Here is a 15,499-nt window from a genome sequence, read left to right on the forward strand (position 1 = left end):
TCGCGTCCTCTGTATAGCCGGTGCTGGCCGAGGCTCGGGAAATAGTCACGAATCTGGCCATATGCGACCTCCCTTGTTTGCATGCTGCTTGCGCGCGCACTCGATGCAGATGCGGCCACCGGCGTCCAGCTGTTGGGGGAAGCACCAGCGCTGGCAGCGCGGGCACTCCTGTTGTCGCAGGCCGGCGCGCTTCTGGACCCAGAACCACTCTTCGCGCGCGCTGTAGCCGGTCGGCGGCAGGTCCCCCGGCTTGTAGTTGCCGGAGACGGTCAGGATGGCGGGCGTGCCGCCGAAGTTCACACGGATATCAGGCATGGCCACCCCCACTCACAGTGCGGGTCGCTGCACGCTGGATTCTGGCGAACAACTCCATGGTCTTGCGCAGGTCGTACTGGCGCACCTGGACAAACCCGCCAGGTACTCGCGCGTGATTGAAGATCACCGCCTCTTTGACCCGCCGGACGTATCCTTCCTCTTCCTCGCTTACAACGACACCCTCGCCGACTTGTTCGCGCAGCTGGGAGCGGAGTTTTGAGGCATAGAGGGCCCAGGCTTCCGCAGTGGCTGCCTGGCGCGTCGACACCCAGCTGCCGCGCTCCTGGGGGCCCTCCGCGCGATAGGTGCCCCAGCGTGCGCTGTGGGCGATGATCCAGCCGGGCGGAAGGAAGGGGTAGGGTGCATCGTCGGCCGGATTGCGGGGGCGCGCCGTGCGATCGTTGGCGATGCTAGACATTCTTTTCTCCTCCATTGGCGCGCTGCAGGCGGTCGGCGAGGACCGCGGCGCGGGCATATGCGCGCGAGTCGGTCTCCGTGTCTCGAAGTTCCGCCGGCAGCGGCGGCAGCACCACCAAGATATCCGTCACCAGGGGGGCGCCATCATTGGCCGTCTGGAACTGCTTGAGCGCGCGGATACGGCCGCTCGCCTCGCGTGACAGGGTGTCCCACAAGCTGCCTGGTATCCATCCTCGCCCCGCGCGCGCGTGGTTTTCCACTGCAGCTGCCGCCAGCTCCAAGGCAGCGTTGCGCCCGGCGTCAAACCCATCGCTCCGGCCGCGGGCGTACTCGGCAGCCAGGACGCTGGCCTGGGGCGCGGCATGACGGAACAGCGGCTCCGGTTCTTCGCCTGGTGCGCAGTAGCCGCGCGCCTCGACCAGATCGAAGAACAGCATGCAGGGCGAACCTTCCTCGTCCAGCGTCAGGTAGGCTGCGGCCTGAGTCTGCCCGACTCCATGCGCACCAGCCTGGGGCGCGGCAACGAGAGGCACCCACGCGCCGGAACGCTTGCGCGCTTCTTCGATGCGGTCGTTGTGGATCGGCCCTTCGTACCAGCCGTCGGAACGCGGTCGATACCAGAACAGCGCCTCCCCGGCTACAGGGGCGCTTGCCAGGGCGCGCAGTTTGTCGATGTACGGGCTATGGAAGCACCCGAATTGGTGTCCGCACTCCGGGCAGATTTCTTTCATCCCGGCTGGCGTCAGGTCGTTCGCCGCAGGGGCGCTTGCCAGGGCGGCGCGCAAATGTCGAATCTCTTCTGCCGCTTGCTCACACGCGTTGGCATCTAAGGCGTCCCATGTGTGCTTTCCTGCCGTGTAGTTCCTGGCCATGGCGCGAAGTACTGGCCAGCGCGTACCACCGGGCGGCTCATCGACTACAGGGGCGCGCAGCTTGGACAGCAGGGCGTCGAGCCGGTCGGTCAGTTCGCCTTCTTCGTCGACCACACGGCCGGCCTGGCGCAGTTGCTGCACTACATATTCGAGGTATTGCACGACCGCCTGAGCGGCATTGTTCTGGATCTGAAAGGTCATTTCTGTTGGTCTCCGGACAGCGCGTGACGTGTGCAATAGGTGTCCCAGGCCTTGAGATAGGGATGATCGCGGCCGTTCTTCCAGGCGTTCTCCAGGATCAGCGACAGGCTGATTTCGCCCTCAGGGGCGAGCAGGCGTTCCTTGCAGAAGCGCACAAATGGACGGAGGGCGCCACCGACGAGGTTATGGTCGAACGCGTAGGGATCTGCGGGTAGGTCAGGTGTTGCAGCTGAGGGATGGAACAATGCAAGCTGACTCATGCTGCCATCCTCAAGAAGAGTTCGCGGGGTGCGTTGGCAGTGATCAGGGCTATGGCTGGGGGCGGGCTGACGCTGTTCCCGACCATATGCACCTGCTCGGTCTTGGTGAACCGGCGGCCATCGTGGCCTCGGTCGATGATGTAGCTCGGCGGGAAGCCCTGCAGGTTGTAAAGCTCGGCGGGCGTGAGCATGCGCAGGCGGATGTCCACGACGACATAGGGGGTGCCCTTGATGTAGACGGTCACCAGCGCCAGGCGGTCCTTGGTGGTGACGGTGCTGGCGGGCTCGCGCAGGTCCCCCAGCTGGCCGCCTTCGCCGTAGTAGCGCATCAGGAACGCGGCCACCTGCAGGGCGCCCGCCTCATGCTCGGGCGACAGGTCGTATTCGACCAGTGCGTGGTGTTGGCCGGCCGCGGCCATCGTGCCGAGGGAATCAGCCAGTTCCGCGCCGGTGCTGTGGTGCCGCAAGGTGGCGAGGCGCGCCGCCACCACGCCGTGATGGCCGCCAGTGGTGATGGTCGGCATCGCGTCATCCGCACCGCGGCCGGGATGACCGCTGGTGTTCGTGACCAGGTGCGCCGTGATGAGTTGCTGCTGACTGCCGCTGTTGGTGATCGTGGAGGCCGGTCGCCGCAGGTCATGGGCCGGCGTCGCGTTGAATCCACCATTGGCCTGGACCATGAAGCCGGTAGCGACAGAAAATCCGCCGTTGCTTGCGGTGAGCGTACCCACCGGATCGGCGGGGTCGTTGCAGCCGTAGCTCCAGCGACGGGCGCCCGGCTTGCCCTCGCCGTGGCCGGCTTGAACGAGATAGCCTGCGGCTACGGCATGTTTGACGCCGCCAGCCGTAGCCACGCCGATCGGCTGTTGGAGATCGAGGCATCGCGGGGCCTGCCCCTTGCGCTCGCCATACCCTGCTTGAATCAGCACGGGAGTCGACAGCATCAGTTCGCCTCGATGGGCGGCGGTGATCGTCGGCGCGGATCCCAGGATGTCGTGCATGCGGTCGCCGCCGTGGTGAGTGGCCGGAACAAGCGCTGGCGCGACGACAGCATGCGATCCGCCCCGGGGCTTTGCCGTGATGGTGCTGATCGGCTGGCTTGCCGCATGGGAGCCGTCCCGGCTCCAGTTGGCGATCGGCACGATGAACGGATCCGCGCTGTCCAGCACGTATCGTTTCATGCCACGGGCGATGCGCCGCATGGTGGCGTCGGCGAGAGGGCGGGGGCGATTGAAGATGCTCTTGCCCTCGATGGTCCAGTCGATACCGTCGGCAGCTGCGCGCCGCTGTCGCTGGGCCTTGCCGGGATTCTTGAAGTGGGTCGCGGTAGGCCAGACGATCGGCTGCCCATCCCGACGCGCCATCATGAAAAGGCGGGTGCGAGTCGTGCCGGCGCCATAGTCGGCAGCATTCAGCTCACGCCATTCGACGATGTAGCCCATGCCGCGCAGGATCGCCACCAGGCGGTGCCAGTGTTTGCCCTGTTGCTTGGGGTCGGGGACCAGATACTGCTGCTCGACCGGTACGCGCTCGCCTGGATCCGCCACGCGGTGCACCATGCGACCGCTGGCGTCCGGCACCATGTCCAGCGTGACCACGCGGCCGGTGCTTGGGCAGCGCTTGGCGACCAGCCGGCCCCACTTCAATATCTGGACCACGTTCTCCAGGCTGATGATGTCGGGCGTGACGGTCCCAGCCCAGCGCACGGTTACCCACGCGAGCGCGCGGATTGCCCTATTGCGCGGCTGGCCGCCCTTGGCCTGGCTGTGATCGGTGCAGTCCGGCGACAAGTGCAGCCAGCCCACTTCCGCGCCGCCCGTCGCCTGGCGCGGGCATACCTCACGAACGTCGGCGATGAGGTGCTTGGCCTGGGGGTGGTTGACCTCATGCATGCTGAGGGCGGTCGGGTTGTGATTGATGGCGATGTGTACGTGCTGGCCTGTGGCCATTTCGTAGGCCGTGGACCAGCCGCCGCCACCGGCGAAAATGTCGACGACGAGCTTGGCGGAAATGCCGAGTACAAGCTGGGGGGTCAGCATGCGGACTCCGTGGAATAGAGGTAGTGGTGAGCCCTTCGCGCGATGAAAGCAGCGCCGGGCGATAGCGAGAGAAAATTGAGCTGCGGCATGGGCATATCTGTAGCGGGCGCGGGGCTCAGATTCAGATGCACCACCAGCAGACACGTTTTGGCGATTCGGTTACGATCCGATCGCTAATAGACTGCTGGAGCGCATGTGGACTTGCCTACTTTTCTCAACGAAGGCTTGAAGAATCTGATCGCGCTGTTGGGTGTGGTCGCCTGGCCCGCAACAGTGCTTTTTGTTGTTTGGCTCTTTCGCGATGAGATAAGGCTGAAGATCCAGACCTTGGCTTTGATGCAGGCTCCGGGCGTCAATCTTCAATTCGGGAGCGGGATGCGGCAAGCCGAGCAGGAGGCTGTCGAGGCACATATAAGGAAGCCGGGCGCCAATGCTCAGGTCCAGGAAGAGATTTCTTCCGATGATCTGCGCGAGTTGTCTGATGTGTCTGCCCCTTCACGTCCGCTAGTAAAAATTGCCGCCGCATCCAGAATCGTTCAATTCACCTTTAGTGACGTGGTCGCGGAACTCAGAAAAAAGGCTGGGAAGCACGGGGTCACGCGTGACGGAATAAAGAAGCGCCGAGTCGATAGCATGGTTGAAGATCTGCGCACGCACCGCGGCATGACCGAGGGCTTGGCCCGGATGATTTTGAAACTTAAGGAATTGCGGGACATCGCGGCGCATGATCCCTACGGCGTAACCGCCGAAGATGCGATGCGCTATACAAAGCTGGCAGAGGATGTGAAGCGAGGAATTTGGGACTTGCCCGATCGTGATGTGACCTAGGTCCTTGTGCCCGGGCCGCTTTGCTGTGAGGCACGATGTCGCGCCAGCGCTGCCTTGTAGCTGGCCTTGGCTTCCTTCTTGGTAGGCATCCATTCGCCCTGCACCTCGCGGTGCTGGCGGTAGGCCTCCCAGGTTTCCCGGTACATTCGGTACTCGTAGGAGCGGCGCCACGATGCGAAGCTGCCGCGCATCTCGCGGGCTTCGAACTTCGGCAGGCGGAAGCCGCACAGGAACTCGCCGAACGACTCATCGCCGTCAGCGCGCAGGTATTTCTCGTAGCGCGTCAATTTCGGCGGGGGCGGCAGGTGATGTAAGGCGGTTGCCTTGCCGGCCTCGGTGGCTGCGAAAACCATGTCCCCATCGTTCAGGAAGGCGGGCGAGCGGCGGACCTCCATCAAGCCTCCGCCCACCAGCTTTTCAAGGTGCGGCATGTCGTGGTGGCCGGAGCCGGCGACAAAGTGGTTGCGGTGGGGATTGCGCTGATCGGGGCGCACGCCGATGGTGTGCTGAAGCAGCGAAATCTGGTAGCTGGTCGGCGTCATCAGGTATCCCCTTGGCGCGGTTGGGCGGCGCGCCAATCGCGCACCATGTTGATTAGGTAATGCTCCGTGGGCACGCCCGTCTTGACCGCGCGCCAACGGAGGCCTTTCATGATTGCGACGGCTTCCGAAGCGGGCAACCCGCCGCGCTGCGCCAGGCGCTCCAACGTCTGGCCGTGGTTCCGAAGGGCTTGCGCTTCGTGGGGTTGGATCATGGCGAAGGGGATTTCGCTCAGCAGGATCGCGCCCATGATGGGCATCGTTGCGCGGCTCATGCTGCACCGCCTGCGCTCTGCTGGGCGGCGTGATGGGCCGCCGCTTCCTCGGGGGTCGCCAGTTCGAAATGGGGATGCTCGATGCCGTCGGGCGTCACTACCACCATGCGATGTGTCTGGAATAGGCCACCCAGGCTCCAGTTGCACGGCTGCCCGTCCGGATCCTTTCGGGGCGAGCCGGCACCCGTAAAGCGCCCGACGCAGGAGAAGCCGACATAGCGCGCCACGTCGTCCCAATCCTTCCCCGCGCCGGCCGCGATGAAGTCGAGTCCGTTCTGCAACGCGCTGCACATCGGACACTTCACCGTCGTGAGTTCACTGCTGCTGGCCTGGGCTATGCAGGCGGTCTGAAACTCGTCCAACGTCATCCGCTTCATGCTGCACCGCCTTTGCCCTGCTGGGCGCAGGCGTGGCGAAAGCTGTCGATGTCTTCCTGCGTCACAAGGAACGTTTCAATGCCTTCGGCGCTGTAAAAGTGGACCTCGGCGTTGGCTTGCAGCCACGCCTTGACCACCCCATCGAGTTCCTTGATCTGATCCTGCGTGAGGTCGACCAGATAGTCCTCGGCACATTCGCCGTGGTTGTCCGAGGCGTTCACCTGCATTTCCTCGATCAGCCAATTCACGTCGAAGAAGCTGGCAGGGTCGGGGGTCTTCGTCACGCCCAGGCGGAACTCCGCGCCCACCGCGAGCCGACCGTCGTCGTCGAGGTCCTGCAGAGCTTCGTCCTTGCCTCCATCGTGGAAGACTTCGTCGTCGGTGCTGTAGCAATCGAATTCAGGCGTCTTGTCCATCACGCATCCCCCTGCGGCTGGCCGTTGCGCCGGACCCAGATGCAAACCGGCCCCCAGTATTCGGTGTCATGGATGGACAGGACAAACCAGCCTTCGCCCTCGGGGCGGGGCGGTTCCCATGCGCTGATGTTGGAATCGCCGGAATCGCCCCAGTAAGCCACCGCGGCCGGGTGGTCCTCAGCTTCGCTTTCCAGATAGGCGATATGGGTTTGCAGTTGCTGGACGTGGGACCAGGCGGCGGCCTCGGCCTCCTGGCCTTCTCTGAACGCAGGGTGCGCCGGGTGCGTCCAGTAGCCTTCGCTGTCGCGTTGGACGGGGGCGGCCTGAAGCGGGGCGGCACGGGAGGGCGCTTTGGCTGTATAGCCCTTCCAGAAGTGCCAGGTAAGGCCGCAGGCACATGCCAGGGCGCCCAGGCCGAGGGCAGCTTTGATCGGCTCCTGCTGGATCGAGGCTGTGATGGTGAAAGCGGCCCAGACGAGGATCGCCAGGGGGAGCATCCAGTGGGTGACGAGGAATCTGCGCATTACTTCCCCCCTTCCTGAGCGGTGAGGGCGGCGGCACGATCCAGGCGTTCAATCTCGGCCAGGATCAGGGCGCCGGCCTTTTCCAGATTGCGGCGATACGTCGACGGCTTCCACCACTCGGCGGCCCACGGCCAGTTCGGTCCAGGCTCGCCAGGTTCCGGGTAGTGGTAGCGCCCCTGGGAGGCGTAGCAGGCTGCAGCGCTCGCCATGTCGCCAGCGGTGTACTGGTCGTCATGCTCCGGCGTCCATCCTTCGTTGCTGACCTGCCGTTGGCGCTCGGCCAGCACGTCGCGGGCGGCGGCGGTAAGTGCATCGCCAGCGGAGGGAGCGGGGCGGCGCAATGCGTTCATCGCTTCGTACAGCAGCAGGGTGGCGGTGTCTTCGCGCCCGTACCGTCCGATGTACTGTTCGATGCGTTGCGCGACCTCGGCTAGGGAGCCGTACTCCTGCGCTTGGGCGCGGATCGCCGCATTGTCCTGGGCGTTGACCTGGGCCTGTTCCATGCCGCCGAACCACATGGCCTGTTCCTTCTCGGTGTTGCCAGTTCGGGCGAGAGTGTTGTCCGGTGCCCAGGCGGGCACCTCGGGCTGTTCGGGGGGGGCGGGTACGTCGAGGGCGGCGCCCATGAGGCTGCTGAGCGCTTCATCGGGGGCGGTGGTGGTCTTGGGGGCGGGGGCGTTCATGCTTCGCTCCTTTGCTGGGCCGCTTCTACCGCGGCGTTGATTTCGCTGGCGTCCTGTTGCACTTCGTAGGTCTTGCCGACAAAGGTGCGGACGTAGGCGCGGATGCCGTGCCAGGCGCTGCTGGCGCCGGCCTCCTGAATGCAGGCGATGGCGTCGGGGGCCAAATAGACGGCGGCGCCGTTGGAGTCGGTGAGCTTGATCATGCTGCCGCGCCTTCTTCGCCCAGAACCCAGCGCAGGGCGGCGGCATAGTCGCCCTGGGCCTGTTCCAGCGCGGCCTGGATCTGCTTGCGGGATTTCACTCGGGGGCGCTCGCCCATGACGGCGGCTTGCTTGCGGCTGCGCTCGTGCGCCTTGACGCCTTGGCCCGCCTGGACCAGTTCGGCAACCTTGGTGCGCTGCTCGGCGACCGGCAGCTTGGCAAGTGCCTTGGCGTGCGTGAGGGTGATCTGACCGGCTTCGACTGCGTTCTGCACTACCCTGGGGCTATCCAGCAGTGCGAGCGTGTCGCGTACCGTGGCGACGGTGCAGCTGTAGATGACGGCGATCTGGTCTTCGCCTTTGCCCAGGACGAGGTGGCGGCGCATCTTCTCGGCGCGCCCGAGCGGCGTGTCGGCCGTGCGCGCTTCGTTTTCCCCGACGATGGCATCCAGGGCGTTTCTGCGCTCGCCGTGCCAGACAACGCCGGGAATCAGGCGTGGAGGCTCGCCGCGGTGGTGGCGCCACTGGTTGGCAAGACGCGCAGCCTTGACGCGTTGCCGACCGAAGACGACTTCGGTTTCTCCGGTTTCGGGGTTCTTGGAGATCCCGACCGGCTCCAGCACGCCCTGGAAGTCGATGTTGCGCGCCATCGCTTCGTCGACGGGCAGGTGTACGCGGGGGTCATAGAGCGGGCTGGCCTCGTCGGTCACCAGCACCAGCTTGTCGGGGTCGAAGGTGAGCAGATTGCTTTGCCCTTCGGCGCCGTACACATCTTTGGATTTCTTAGCCATGTTGCAGTCCTCAGAATTGCTTTTCGCCGCCGAGCGCGTCGACCAGTTCGGTCAACAGCTTGGCGAGTTCGCCGGTCATGAGCGCCATATCCGAATCGAATTTCTCGTCGTCGTTGGTGGCGATGGCGTCGTTGCCTTCTTTCAGCACGTCCAGCGGCGCCAGGCGCTTGATGTCCAAGGCTTCGGTCAGCACGAACGAAATGCGGTCGGCCCAGGTCATGGCGAGCCGTGTGCATTGCTTGCCCGACTGGACATGGCGGCGAGCGTCTTCGGCGTCGATGGAGTGCTTGACGTAGCGGATAGCCGCGCCGCTTTCGCCGGACGAACGCAGCTCGGTGTCCTGGTCGATGCTGAAGTTGGACGGCGCTTCGTCCTCGGCCAGCCAGCCGGTCATGGCCGAGGCGGGGGGCTGCGCGACATAGAGGTTTTCCAGCGGGAACGGATCCACGCACTTGGCAAGCAGCCCGACCACCTCGTCCGCCTTGGACGAAGCCGCGGCGTCGATCACCAGCCAGCGGTTGAGCGGGTCAATCCAGACGCGCGTGTCCCGGTAGATGCTGAAGGCGCGCGGCAGCAGCTCGTCGGTGACGCGCTCCTTGATTTCCTTCATCTGCTTGCGGCCCGGCTTGTGGCCTTGCTGCTCTTCGATCTCCTGGGCGCGCGCCTTGGCGACCTGGTTGATGACGCTGGCCGGGAGCAGCTTGCTCTCGGCGCGCAGGGTCAACAGGATTTGGCCGCCCACGACGTGGGCGAGGCCGCCACTCTCGCGCGGCGGAACCCAGCCGAGTGCCTGCATTTCCAGGTTGTTGCCCGGCTTGTACGTCTGGCGCTCTAGCGCGGCCTCCAGGTCATCGCCGAACAGCTGCCAGTCGGCGGACAGGCGGTAAATCTTGAGGTTTCTGAACCACATGGGAATAGGCTTCCAGTCGAGTTAATGAGGAACCCAGCCGATCATCTGGCGCTTGGTCGCCTTGCTGATTCGAGGGGCGCCGTTCTTGTCGAGCAGCGGGGCCCGTCGCATCACTTCCAGGCGCGAAGTGCGGCCGCTGGCGCGGGCGAGCTTGATGAAGTCGTTGGCGAACTGCGGAGCGTCGAACGGGGCGGAGAGCTGGGTCGTCTTGCCTTTGGCCAGGTGATACTCCGTCTTGACCTTGACCCATTCGGTTTCGTCGGCCGGGGTGAGGTGGGCCCGAACTTCTTTGGTCAGGCTTTCGAGGTGCTTCTGCCAGGCACGTTCTGCGGCCTTCCTGGCAAGGGTTTCGGTCATGCCGAATACGCAAAATGCGCTCATGGCGTTCTCCTGCGGAGTGGGTGGCTAGAAGGGGATGTCCGGGTCGGTTCCGTCGCTGGGCGGGGCGCTGGCGGGGCGTTGGCGCCGCCGGCTGTCTGAGCCGTCCGGGGCGTCGGCGGCGTGGCCGCCTTCGGCTTGACCGTCACGGCCGCCGAGCATCTGCAGCTGATCGCCGATGATTTCGGTGCTGTAGCGGTCGCCGCCGGTGTCCTTGTCTCGCCACTTGCGGGTCTTCAGGCGGCCCTCGATGTAGACCGAGCGGCCTTTCTTCAGGTATTCGCCTGCGATTTCGGCCAGGCGGTTGTACATGACGACGCGGTGCCATTCGGTTTCTTCGCGGCGTTCACCGCTGGCGCGGTCTTTCCACGTGGACGTCGTGGCGATCGACATGCTGCAGACGGCGGCGCCATCGGGGGCATATCTGATGTCCGGGTCGCGCCCCAGGTTGCCGACCAGGATGACTTTGTTGACTGAGGCCATGGCTACTCCAGGACGTGGCGCACGAGAGCGGCCTGGACTTCCAGGGCCAGCTCCTGCAGGCCGAGCTCGTTGTGGATGACCTCCTTGCAGCTGATTCCCTCGAGGTCGGATTCGCTGCTGTGGGAGGCGTGCCGGGAGTCCGCCAACCGGCGGCGAATCCGCCAGAGGTCCCCTTGCAGGCTCTCGGTGACGTAGGTGGCCTCGTTGGCATATCGAACGTCGGTGAAGCAGATGCGCCGGATGCCGAGCGCAAGCAGGGCATTGACGCGGTCATTGGCCCGTTCGAGCCAGTAGTTGTCGGCCGTGACCTGGCGCCTGTATTCCGTGCCCCACAGCCGCATGATTTCTCTCGGCGAGCGAGGAGCCCACAGGTCGTAGCCCAGGGACCTGGCGCGGGCGATGAATTCCTCGTTGGCGCTCCTGCGGATCTGAAGCGCGGGCGAGGGGCGCTCCTTGAGCACCCTGTCGGCAAAGGCGCTGACGTCTACCGAGAACGCCGCGACGATCTCATCACGCAGTGCATCAGCGAAGGCCATGCGGGCGAAGCCACGCGTCTTGGCCAGAATGTCGGCGCAGGTGTCTTTCCCGGCTCCGGCGCGGCCAACGAGGCCGACGATTCGGTACTGGGGATATGCGCCCGGGGGCGGTGTGTGTTGCATGGGTTCAATCTCTTTCCATTTCTGCTGGCCGCCCAGGGCGGCGTGGGCCAGGCCGGTGGCTATCGCCGCGCGAGCTGGTCGAGGTAGGGGTACTGCGGAATCTCGGCCGTGAGCGTCGCGCCGTCGGGGTTCGTCCAGGCGCACACGTACTCGTTTTGCACCGGGTCATGCAGCAGCCGGCCATGCTTCCCGCAGCTGCGCGCAAGCATCGTGGTCCGCTTCTTTTCGTCTTTGGCGAGCAGTTCGCGGTCGTGGGCGCCGACGACGTTGCCGAGGGCAAAGGTGAGGCCCAGCAGCGCGGCAAAGCCGGCCGCGGCCAGGATGGCAATTCGTTTCATGGTGGGGTCCTTGGCGGGCAGGTCTGCCCTGGCGGAAAGTGGCGCGTCACTCGGGGAAATCCGGCTTTATCCATGTCCGGCATGGGCCTGTGCGCCTCAGGCTGGCGTGCTTCAGGGAGCGGGCTGGATGGCCCGGTGCTGCTCATGTGGTTGAGCCGCTGTCTTGCGCCGGCGGCGATGCGGCGCCAGCCCGCTCCCTGAAACCCCCTCGGGCACGCCGAGGGGAGGCTGGGGAGGGCCTTACTGCGCCAGCTGGGCCTGGAACTTGCCCAGGCCGCAGACGAGCTTCTTCTTGCCGACCAGGTGCTCGACGCTGTGGCCGCGCCCGCGGGGCTTGACGGCGGTGACGGTGACTTCGATGGGCGGCTTGCCCTTCGGGCCCTGCAGCTTGTAGGTTTTGCCGGGTTCGATGGTGACCATGGGGTCCTCTGTAGAAGGTGGCGCGAGCCGCGCGCCGCGGTATTTCGATGGCGTGTCGTATGAACAGCTGCAGTGGCAGCCCTGCGTAGCGAGGCGCGATGGTTGCTGGCTGTCGCTGCGCAGGCTCAGGCACAAGCACACGCAAAGCAGATGGGCGAAGGTTCGGAGTGGGAGGGTCATCGGCGAGGCCTTTCGTGGTCGTTGGATGACCGTCTATCCACCCGCTTTATTCGCCAAGGGTTTTCACCAATGCATGACCTTGCTTGCGTGGCCGAGAACGTCGAAGAGGGCGGTTACGAATCTGCGCAGGCAGTGCGCGGTGGCATTCAGCATTGATGACTCCGAGGGGATGGACGATGCCCCGGGCGGTGGCGCCGCCTGGGCGTGAAAATCAGGGGGCGCCCGCGTTCACCCGACAGCGCCTGCCGATACCCCGCACGCGGGGCATGAGCCGGGGCTGTCAGGCGTCCGGGTCGAACGCGGGCATGTTGCTGCGGTCCAGAGCGTTCCAGCGCTCGGTCAGCGTCTCTTCGTCGACCTTCGCTTGGATCTGGTGGTCGCAATATCCGCAGGTGATCCAACTGGCCTCGGCGTGTCGGTTGCTGTCGACGTAGGCTTCATCTGGGCACCCGCATTCCGGGCAGGGCTTGAGCTTCATGGTCATTGACTCACTGCTGGGGTTGACGGGGAGGGCGCGGGACGGCCACAAGCGTTCCGTAGTCGTCCATGATTGCGTTGGAAAGCACCGGCAGTCCCCAGGTATCGGCGCTGACGCCTTCCCAGGCGCACCAGTAGCGGCGGTCGTAGTACCTGCGGTTGCCGAACGCGCCGCCGGGCGTCTCGTCCATATAGACACCGCCGACGTGGTCGTGGGTTTCGATGGCGGCCATCTTCATTCCCTGCCGTCGGCGCCGGCCTGCTCGATGGCGGCCTCGATGCGGCCGAGCATGTCGATGGTGTGCCCGCGCAGGCGCTGGATATCGCTGTAGGCGACGCGCAGCGCGGCGACCAGATCCGGCGCGGCCACGGGCAGGCCGTAGGCGGCAGCGAAGGCGGATTGATCGACGTAATACTCCTTGTGGAACGTGAGGTCCTGATAAACCGTCACACCCAAGAAGTTCCAGTTCACGCGCGGTTCGTCACGCTGGTCCGGCTCCTTGGGGAGGATGACGCTGCCCCCGACGCGGCCCAGGTTGTTGAGTGCGCACATGGCGCTGTACACGGCCTGGGCCTGGGCGGCGGTGAGGATCCGCGCAGGCTTGGCGCTGCCTTCGTGCAAGAGGCTGGCGAATTGCGGGGCCTCGACAAGTGCGCGGCAGCGCTCGAGCGTCATGTCTTCCCAGGCTGCGCCGTTCCAGGCGCGCTGGTCCAGCTCGATCAGGTCATCCTCGCCGTAGGTGTAGCCGTCGCCCTGATTGGCGACCGCGAAGATGTCGTCGCCGATCTTCACGATGAACCCATGGTCGCCGTCAACGATGGCAGCCCAATCCGGGCGATCGGCCAGCAGGCGCTGCGCAGCAGCGATCCAGCCGGCATAGGTGGTGGTGTCGGTGGTGGTTTGCATCCTGGTCTCTCCCTGTCTCCCTCACCAGGTGGTGGGGGCGCATTCATTTGTCAGCCATCGCTCATGGAACGGGCTGGCAGATGAATCTGGGGCAGGGCACCACCTGACCACTCCCGCTCATCGCGGCTCCAGGTGGTGTCTTGCCCAACATGCCGCCGCCGTTGAACCCGTAGGCCAGGGCGGTCATGGTTTCCGGACTTTTCCCGGTGGTCATCAACCCGATTACGCGCCATCGGTCGATTCTTGGCGTCCGTGAGGAACGCGCTCAGTGCTGCCAGGTTCTGCGCCTGGCCGGCCTTAGTCTGTTCGGCCACCGTGCATGAGCGTTTTTCGGCGTCTTTCTGTCCGGGGCGTCCGCAGGCTCCCCTGTCGCAGCGCCTCTCGGCGTGTGCGGAACGTTTTGAGAATCGGTTTTTAAAGAGCGGCGCCGCGAACGGCTTGATGAAATTTAACCATAGTTCAATCTCAAACACAACTATAGTTCAGTTCGAGGCGTGATTTGTCCGCCTATCGGGCACGCTCGGCGAAAAAAAGCCACCCGGAGGTGGCTTTTTGGCAGGGGTGTGGAGAGTTAACGCGAAATCAATCGGCGATCGACACCGTTGCGTAGGTCGTAGGGTGACCAGAGTATGCGCCCGATGATTCGCACGTCGCCGCCTTCGTCATCGTTCATGGGCGCGTCTGGGTAGCGCGGGTTTAGAGAGCGCATCAGCCAGTTGTTGGAGCGATCCCGCGCAAGACACTTGACCAACATCTTTCCGCTGCGATTGATCGCATAGATCGTCAAGGGGTTGATCTGTGTCTTATCGGTGATGCGGTCTTCGAAGAAGAGCATCGGCGCCCGATTGCGTATCACGGGCTCCATGCTGTCGCCGTCCCCATAGACGATGCGCATTCGGTCTACCGGTAGGCCGAAGGACATCAGGAACGACTTGCGCAACAGGATTTCGCCGATCTGAGTTTCTTCATAGTTCTCGATGCCGAGGCGACCTGCGGCCAGGCGCACATCCAGCTCGGGAACAGGCATGAATTCGTGGTCGTTGGCCGAATAGCCAGCGTCGGCGATATGCACGTCGGGCTGTGTGCTGATCTGAAGAGGCGCACGTTTGGCGGCGGGGCGAGCGGCGTCCACCTCCCAAGGCATTGCCTCCCGGAGCCGCATGGGGAATTCGTCGGCCGCCAGGTCCATATCGACCAATTCACCCGCTTTGCCAGTGGGGGCGCTGGATTTCGACGGCCCCTTCGTTTTCACGCCCATCTGCCCGAGCGCGAGTAGCAATGCACCTTCCAATTGCTTGGTCAGATCTTCAGGTAGGGCGCGGACTAGCGACTCGGGTACCGATGGGAAAGGCCACGGCTCGGTCGTTGCTGCCGGTGATGCACCAGCGTGCATGTCTGGGCCACCGAGGGCCAGCCAGTCACTCGACACGCCGAGGATCTTCGCTGCCTGCGCGTTGTTCGCCGCATTGAATGCCTGCGATTTGCCGTCGATGACTTTTTTGACGGCTTGATATGACGTGTCCAGTCCTTCCGCGAGCTTCGACGCAGAAATAGAGGCGGCTTTCATTGCCGCTGCGAGGCGGTCGCGATACTCAACCATAGTTGTAAAAGTACCCGATTTGGCGTGAACCATAGTTGCTTTCAATCGGTGAACTATGGTTCAATCACCAGTATGAATAAGACCGAAGCCATCGAAATGCTGGGCGGAAACGTCACCGCCGCCGCCAAGGCCATTGGGGTTTCTTATCAGGCAGTCAATAAATGGCCCGATGAGTTGACCCAAAAAATCCAGGACCGGGTGGTGGCCGCTGTTGTGCGGCTGCATCCGAGAGACTGGGAAAAGCGGTGGCCGAATCTCGTGCCGGGAGGCGCCCCTCATGCACACCCCTGATTCCTCAATCCTTTTCGCAAAGCTGCCGCCGATCAGAGCGGCCAATGGCTCGTTGAAACGAACTCCGTCCGCGCCTGACGCGATCCAGAAAGGTCCGGTTGTCACGTCGCAATGAATTC

The 15,499-nt window shown here is 64.3% G+C and carries 25 protein-coding genes; 2 read left to right on the forward strand and 23 right to left on the reverse strand.

Annotation, left to right across the window (positions count from 1 at the left end; translation table 11 throughout):
- Positions 1–45: 45 nt before the first annotated feature.
- From I6I07_RS19250 to I6I07_RS19270, 5 genes are read right to left on the reverse strand one after another with little or no spacing between them, the layout of a single operon-like run.
- Positions 46–315 (reverse strand): hypothetical protein, encoded by a 270-nt coding sequence (locus tag I6I07_RS19250; RefSeq protein WP_198483285.1) that lies wholly within the window; start codon positions 313–315, stop codon positions 46–48.
- A complete protein-coding gene (locus I6I07_RS19255; protein ID WP_198483286.1) occupies positions 308–733 on the reverse strand; it encodes a hypothetical protein in 426 nt (141 codons plus the stop codon). The genes I6I07_RS19250 and I6I07_RS19255 overlap by 8 nt, the downstream gene beginning before the upstream one ends.
- Positions 726–1,805 (reverse strand): hypothetical protein, encoded by a 1,080-nt coding sequence (locus I6I07_RS19260; RefSeq protein WP_198487733.1) that lies wholly within the window; start codon positions 1,803–1,805, stop codon positions 726–728. Before I6I07_RS19260 ends, I6I07_RS19255 begins: the two co-directional genes overlap by 8 nt.
- A complete protein-coding gene (locus I6I07_RS19265; RefSeq protein WP_198483287.1) occupies positions 1,802–2,065 on the reverse strand; it encodes a hypothetical protein in 264 nt (87 codons plus the stop codon). The genes I6I07_RS19260 and I6I07_RS19265 overlap by 4 nt, the downstream gene beginning before the upstream one ends.
- Positions 2,062–4,104 (reverse strand): DNA cytosine methyltransferase, encoded by a 2,043-nt coding sequence (locus I6I07_RS19270; protein WP_198483288.1) that lies wholly within the window; start codon positions 4,102–4,104, stop codon positions 2,062–2,064. The genes I6I07_RS19265 and I6I07_RS19270 overlap by 4 nt, the downstream gene beginning before the upstream one ends.
- A gap of 195 nt (positions 4,105–4,299) precedes the next feature.
- On the opposite strand from I6I07_RS19270, the gene I6I07_RS19275 reads away from it, so the two are divergent.
- On the forward strand, positions 4,300–4,932 hold the full coding sequence (locus I6I07_RS19275; protein ID WP_198483289.1) for a hypothetical protein: 633 nt from the start codon (positions 4,300–4,302) through the stop codon (positions 4,930–4,932).
- Here I6I07_RS19275 and I6I07_RS19280 read toward each other — a convergent pair.
- From I6I07_RS19280 to I6I07_RS19365, 18 genes are all read right to left on the reverse strand, one after another.
- Positions 4,929–5,474, reverse strand: coding sequence for a hypothetical protein (locus I6I07_RS19280; RefSeq protein ID WP_198483290.1), 546 nt, complete (start codon positions 5,472–5,474; stop codon positions 4,929–4,931). The two genes, I6I07_RS19275 and I6I07_RS19280, sit on opposite strands and share 4 nt — an antisense overlap.
- Entirely contained in the window at positions 5,474–5,746 is a 273-nt protein-coding gene (locus I6I07_RS19285) for a hypothetical protein (protein ID WP_198483291.1), read from the reverse strand. Before I6I07_RS19285 ends, I6I07_RS19280 begins: the two co-directional genes overlap by 1 nt.
- Positions 5,743–6,123, reverse strand: coding sequence for a VVA0879 family protein (locus tag I6I07_RS19290; RefSeq protein WP_198483292.1), 381 nt, complete (start codon positions 6,121–6,123; stop codon positions 5,743–5,745). Before I6I07_RS19290 ends, I6I07_RS19285 begins: the two co-directional genes overlap by 4 nt.
- Entirely contained in the window at positions 6,120–6,539 is a 420-nt protein-coding gene (locus I6I07_RS19295) for a hypothetical protein (protein ID WP_198483293.1), read from the reverse strand. Before I6I07_RS19295 ends, I6I07_RS19290 begins: the two co-directional genes overlap by 4 nt.
- Positions 6,539–7,063, reverse strand: coding sequence for a hypothetical protein (locus tag I6I07_RS19300; RefSeq protein WP_198483294.1), 525 nt, complete (start codon positions 7,061–7,063; stop codon positions 6,539–6,541). The genes I6I07_RS19295 and I6I07_RS19300 overlap by 1 nt, the downstream gene beginning before the upstream one ends.
- Positions 7,063–7,746 carry a hypothetical protein gene (locus I6I07_RS19305; RefSeq protein WP_198483295.1) on the reverse strand — a complete coding sequence of 228 codons (684 nt, stop codon included), beginning with the start codon at positions 7,744–7,746 and terminating at the stop codon, positions 7,063–7,065. The genes I6I07_RS19300 and I6I07_RS19305 overlap by 1 nt, the downstream gene beginning before the upstream one ends.
- Entirely contained in the window at positions 7,743–7,949 is a 207-nt protein-coding gene (locus I6I07_RS19310; protein WP_198483296.1) for a hypothetical protein, read from the reverse strand. The genes I6I07_RS19305 and I6I07_RS19310 overlap by 4 nt, the downstream gene beginning before the upstream one ends.
- Positions 7,946–8,737 carry a ParB/RepB/Spo0J family partition protein gene (locus I6I07_RS19315; protein ID WP_198483297.1) on the reverse strand — a complete coding sequence of 264 codons (792 nt, stop codon included), beginning with the start codon at positions 8,735–8,737 and terminating at the stop codon, positions 7,946–7,948. The genes I6I07_RS19310 and I6I07_RS19315 overlap by 4 nt, the downstream gene beginning before the upstream one ends.
- A 10-nt stretch (positions 8,738–8,747) precedes the next feature.
- Positions 8,748–9,647, reverse strand: coding sequence for a recombination-associated protein RdgC (locus I6I07_RS19320; protein ID WP_198483298.1), 900 nt, complete (start codon positions 9,645–9,647; stop codon positions 8,748–8,750).
- 21 nt (positions 9,648–9,668) lie between these two features.
- Positions 9,669–10,028, reverse strand: a complete 360-nt coding sequence (locus I6I07_RS19325) for a hypothetical protein (protein ID WP_198483299.1) — start codon at positions 10,026–10,028, stop codon at positions 9,669–9,671.
- Positions 10,029–10,052: 24 nt separating this feature from the next.
- On the reverse strand, positions 10,053–10,508 hold the full coding sequence (ssb, locus tag I6I07_RS19330; protein WP_198483300.1) for a single-stranded DNA-binding protein: 456 nt from the start codon (positions 10,506–10,508) through the stop codon (positions 10,053–10,055).
- Positions 10,509–10,510: 2 nt separating this feature from the next.
- Positions 10,511–11,167 carry a hypothetical protein gene (locus tag I6I07_RS19335; RefSeq protein ID WP_198483301.1) on the reverse strand — a complete coding sequence of 219 codons (657 nt, stop codon included), beginning with the start codon at positions 11,165–11,167 and terminating at the stop codon, positions 10,511–10,513.
- Positions 11,168–11,226: 59 nt separating this feature from the next.
- Positions 11,227–11,505: a hypothetical protein gene (locus I6I07_RS19340; RefSeq protein ID WP_198483302.1), complete on the reverse strand. Its 279-nt coding sequence runs from the start codon at positions 11,503–11,505 to the stop codon at positions 11,227–11,229.
- 240 nt (positions 11,506–11,745) lie between these two features.
- Positions 11,746–11,925: a hypothetical protein gene (locus I6I07_RS19345; protein WP_198483303.1), complete on the reverse strand. Its 180-nt coding sequence runs from the start codon at positions 11,923–11,925 to the stop codon at positions 11,746–11,748.
- Between the two features lie 460 nt (positions 11,926–12,385).
- Positions 12,386–12,589, reverse strand: a complete 204-nt coding sequence (locus I6I07_RS19350) for a hypothetical protein (protein WP_198483304.1) — start codon at positions 12,587–12,589, stop codon at positions 12,386–12,388.
- Between the two features lie 4 nt (positions 12,590–12,593).
- Positions 12,594–12,815, reverse strand: coding sequence for a hypothetical protein (locus tag I6I07_RS19355; protein WP_100507280.1), 222 nt, complete (start codon positions 12,813–12,815; stop codon positions 12,594–12,596).
- Between the two features lie 2 nt (positions 12,816–12,817).
- On the reverse strand, positions 12,818–13,489 hold the full coding sequence (locus I6I07_RS19360; protein ID WP_198483305.1) for a hypothetical protein: 672 nt from the start codon (positions 13,487–13,489) through the stop codon (positions 12,818–12,820).
- Positions 13,490–14,060: 571 nt separating this feature from the next.
- Positions 14,061–15,122, reverse strand: coding sequence for a S24 family peptidase (locus tag I6I07_RS19365; RefSeq protein ID WP_198483306.1), 1,062 nt, complete (start codon positions 15,120–15,122; stop codon positions 14,061–14,063).
- A 39-nt stretch (positions 15,123–15,161) separates the two neighbouring features.
- On the opposite strand from I6I07_RS19365, the gene I6I07_RS19370 reads away from it, so the two are divergent.
- On the forward strand, positions 15,162–15,380 hold the full coding sequence (locus I6I07_RS19370; protein ID WP_198483307.1) for a hypothetical protein: 219 nt from the start codon (positions 15,162–15,164) through the stop codon (positions 15,378–15,380).
- Positions 15,381–15,499: the final 119 nt, after the last annotated feature.

Origin of the sequence: Achromobacter deleyi (assembly GCF_016127315.1) — a bacterium.
Taxonomy (GTDB): domain Bacteria; phylum Pseudomonadota; class Gammaproteobacteria; order Burkholderiales; family Burkholderiaceae_B; genus Achromobacter; species Achromobacter insuavis_A.

What these genes read in the sequence shown, in the direction of transcription:
- I6I07_RS19295 (WP_198483293.1), bottom strand. Translation starts at nt 6,539, where the DNA reads ATGGACAAGACGCCTGAATTCGATTGCTACAGCACCGACGACGAAGTC.
- I6I07_RS19360 (WP_198483305.1), bottom strand. Translation starts at nt 13,489, where the DNA reads ATGCAAACCACCACCGACACCACCACCTATGCCGGCTGGATCGCTGCT.
- I6I07_RS19320 (WP_198483298.1), bottom strand. Translation starts at nt 9,647, where the DNA reads ATGTGGTTCAGAAACCTCAAGATTTACCGCCTGTCCGCCGACTGGCAG.
- I6I07_RS19305 (WP_198483295.1), bottom strand. Translation starts at nt 7,746, where the DNA reads ATGAACGCCCCCGCCCCCAAGACCACCACCGCCCCCGATGAAGCGCTC.
- I6I07_RS19290 (WP_198483292.1), bottom strand. Translation starts at nt 6,123, where the DNA reads ATGAAGCGGATGACGTTGGACGAGTTTCAGACCGCCTGCATAGCCCAG.
- I6I07_RS19285 (WP_198483291.1), bottom strand. Translation starts at nt 5,746, where the DNA reads ATGAGCCGCGCAACGATGCCCATCATGGGCGCGATCCTGCTGAGCGAA.
- I6I07_RS19350 (WP_198483304.1), bottom strand. Translation starts at nt 12,589, where the DNA reads ATGACCATGAAGCTCAAGCCCTGCCCGGAATGCGGGTGCCCAGATGAA.
- I6I07_RS19310 (WP_198483296.1), bottom strand. Translation starts at nt 7,949, where the DNA reads ATGATCAAGCTCACCGACTCCAACGGCGCCGCCGTCTATTTGGCCCCC.
- I6I07_RS19370 (WP_198483307.1), top strand. Translation starts at nt 15,162, where the DNA reads ATGAATAAGACCGAAGCCATCGAAATGCTGGGCGGAAACGTCACCGCC.
- I6I07_RS19335 (WP_198483301.1), bottom strand. Translation starts at nt 11,167, where the DNA reads ATGCAACACACACCGCCCCCGGGCGCATATCCCCAGTACCGAATCGTC.
- I6I07_RS19265 (WP_198483287.1), bottom strand. Translation starts at nt 2,065, where the DNA reads ATGAGTCAGCTTGCATTGTTCCATCCCTCAGCTGCAACACCTGACCTA.
- I6I07_RS19315 (WP_198483297.1), bottom strand. Translation starts at nt 8,737, where the DNA reads ATGGCTAAGAAATCCAAAGATGTGTACGGCGCCGAAGGGCAAAGCAAT.
- I6I07_RS19325 (WP_198483299.1), bottom strand. Translation starts at nt 10,028, where the DNA reads ATGAGCGCATTTTGCGTATTCGGCATGACCGAAACCCTTGCCAGGAAG.
- I6I07_RS19300 (WP_198483294.1), bottom strand. Translation starts at nt 7,063, where the DNA reads ATGCGCAGATTCCTCGTCACCCACTGGATGCTCCCCCTGGCGATCCTC.
- I6I07_RS19270 (WP_198483288.1), bottom strand. Translation starts at nt 4,104, where the DNA reads ATGCTGACCCCCCAGCTTGTACTCGGCATTTCCGCCAAGCTCGTCGTC.
- ssb (WP_198483300.1), bottom strand. Translation starts at nt 10,508, where the DNA reads ATGGCCTCAGTCAACAAAGTCATCCTGGTCGGCAACCTGGGGCGCGAC.
- I6I07_RS19365 (WP_198483306.1), bottom strand. Translation starts at nt 15,122, where the DNA reads ATGGTTCACGCCAAATCGGGTACTTTTACAACTATGGTTGAGTATCGC.
- I6I07_RS19345 (WP_198483303.1), bottom strand. Translation starts at nt 11,925, where the DNA reads ATGGTCACCATCGAACCCGGCAAAACCTACAAGCTGCAGGGCCCGAAG.
- I6I07_RS19250 (WP_198483285.1), bottom strand. Translation starts at nt 315, where the DNA reads ATGCCTGATATCCGTGTGAACTTCGGCGGCACGCCCGCCATCCTGACC.
- I6I07_RS19355 (WP_100507280.1), bottom strand. Translation starts at nt 12,815, where the DNA reads ATGGCCGCCATCGAAACCCACGACCACGTCGGCGGTGTCTATATGGAC.
- I6I07_RS19260 (WP_198487733.1), bottom strand. Translation starts at nt 1,805, where the DNA reads ATGACCTTTCAGATCCAGAACAATGCCGCTCAGGCGGTCGTGCAATAC.
- I6I07_RS19340 (WP_198483302.1), bottom strand. Translation starts at nt 11,505, where the DNA reads ATGAAACGAATTGCCATCCTGGCCGCGGCCGGCTTTGCCGCGCTGCTG.
- I6I07_RS19280 (WP_198483290.1), bottom strand. Translation starts at nt 5,474, where the DNA reads ATGACGCCGACCAGCTACCAGATTTCGCTGCTTCAGCACACCATCGGC.
- I6I07_RS19255 (WP_198483286.1), bottom strand. Translation starts at nt 733, where the DNA reads ATGTCTAGCATCGCCAACGATCGCACGGCGCGCCCCCGCAATCCGGCC.